The following is a 1,574-nucleotide window of genomic DNA, read 5'->3' on the forward strand; positions in this document are numbered from 1 at the left end:
GCAGCAGCGTGGCCCGCTTGTAGGTGGCAAAGCGACGGGCAAAGCCGATGGTGAGGGTGTTTTCGTCCAGCAATTTGTCTGTGGCGGCGAGGTCGGCGGCGCTGGCCCCGTTGCGCTGTAACTGCTCACGCACGCGCCCGCGCACGAAAGCAATCATCTCGCGCTTCATCTCGCGCTGCACGTCGCTGAGTTGCGCGTCGCTGAGCTGCTCCACCGCCTGCCACATCGCTTCGTCTTCCAGGCGCTCCGTCCAATCGGCGGGCAGCACGGTGGAGAGCAGGTCGCGCATCTTCTGGCTGGTGAAGGTCAGGTTGTGCGCCCCGTTGGTCACATGTCCAATCGGCACTTCGTTTTCCTCCGCGCCGGGGTAGAGGAAGCTCCACATACCCCGACTGACTTCGCCGTGCAGCTCGGACACGCCGTTGGCGGCGCGGCTCATGTTCAGCGCGAAGACGGTCATGGAGAAGGCGGGAACCATGTGACCGTCCCAGTTCTGGTCGTGGCGGGCCAGCCCGTACAACTCGTCGCGCCCCGCGTGCAGCAGCCCAGGCCACTCGCCGATGTACTTGTCCATCAGTTCGTAGGTGAAAGCGTCGTTGCCCGCCGCGACGGGAGTGTGGGTGGTGAAGAGGGTGCTGCTGGCGGCGGTCTCGGCGGCGGTGCGGAAGTCCAGGCCGCCCGCCACGTACTCGCGCATCCGTTCCAGCGCCATCAGCGCGGCGTGGCCCTCGTTCATGTGGTAGACCTCGGCGGGGACGTTCAGCGCCCGCAGCGCCCGAATGCCCGCCACGCCCAGCAGCACGTACTGCTGAATACGGAGTTCCTGATTGCCGCCGTAGAGCCGTGCGGTCAGCTTCTGGTCGTCCTCGCTGTTTTCGGGCAGTTTGGTGTCCAGCAGCAGCACCCGAATACGTCCGACTTGCAGCGTCCACACCTTGACGGCAATCTCGCGCCCGGCAATTCGCACACTCACCCGCACCTCTTCGCCCGCCTCGTTCAGCGCGGGTTTGATGGGCAGGGTGGTCAGGTCGAGTTCGTCGTAGGCTTCGTTTTGCCAGCCGTCCTTGTCGAACAGTTGGCGGAAGTAGCCCTGGTGAAAGAGCATCCCGACTGCCGTGAAGGGAATGTTCAGGTCGGACGCGCTCTTGCAGTGGTCGCCCGCCAGCACGCCCAGACCGCCCGAATAGATGGGCAGCGACTCGTGGTAGGCGTACTCCATGCTGAAGTAGGCGACGGGCTTCATCTGCGCGGCGTTGCTGACCGCCCAGGTGTCTTTTTTGTCCATGTAAGCGTCGAAGTCGGCCATGACCTGCCCGTAGCGGGCCAGATAATCGGCGTCCCCAGCGGCGGCGTCCAGCTTGTCCTGCGACACTTCCAGCAGCAGCCGCACGGGGTTGTGCTGGAAGCGCTCCCAAAGTTCGGGCGACAGTTCCTGGTACAGCGCCTGGGCATGGGGCGTCCACGACCAGTACAGGTTGTACGCGAGTTCCGAGAGCCGTGCCAGGGGTGCAGGAAGCTGCGGCAGCACCGTGACCTTGCCGATGACGTTCATGTGATGAAGATTACACGACCTG

General features: G+C 64.4%; 1 protein-coding gene. It reads right to left on the reverse strand.

Features of this window, described 5'->3' with window-relative positions:
• The coding region (gene glgP / locus Q4C89_RS15090; RefSeq protein WP_303103440.1) for an alpha-glucan family phosphorylase at positions 1-1,552 on the reverse strand (1,552 nt) is incomplete at its 3' end.
• Between the last annotated feature and the right edge of the window lie 22 nt (positions 1,553-1,574).

Source organism: Deinococcus sp., assembly GCF_030523985.1.
Lineage (GTDB): Bacteria > Deinococcota > Deinococci > Deinococcales > Deinococcaceae > Deinococcus.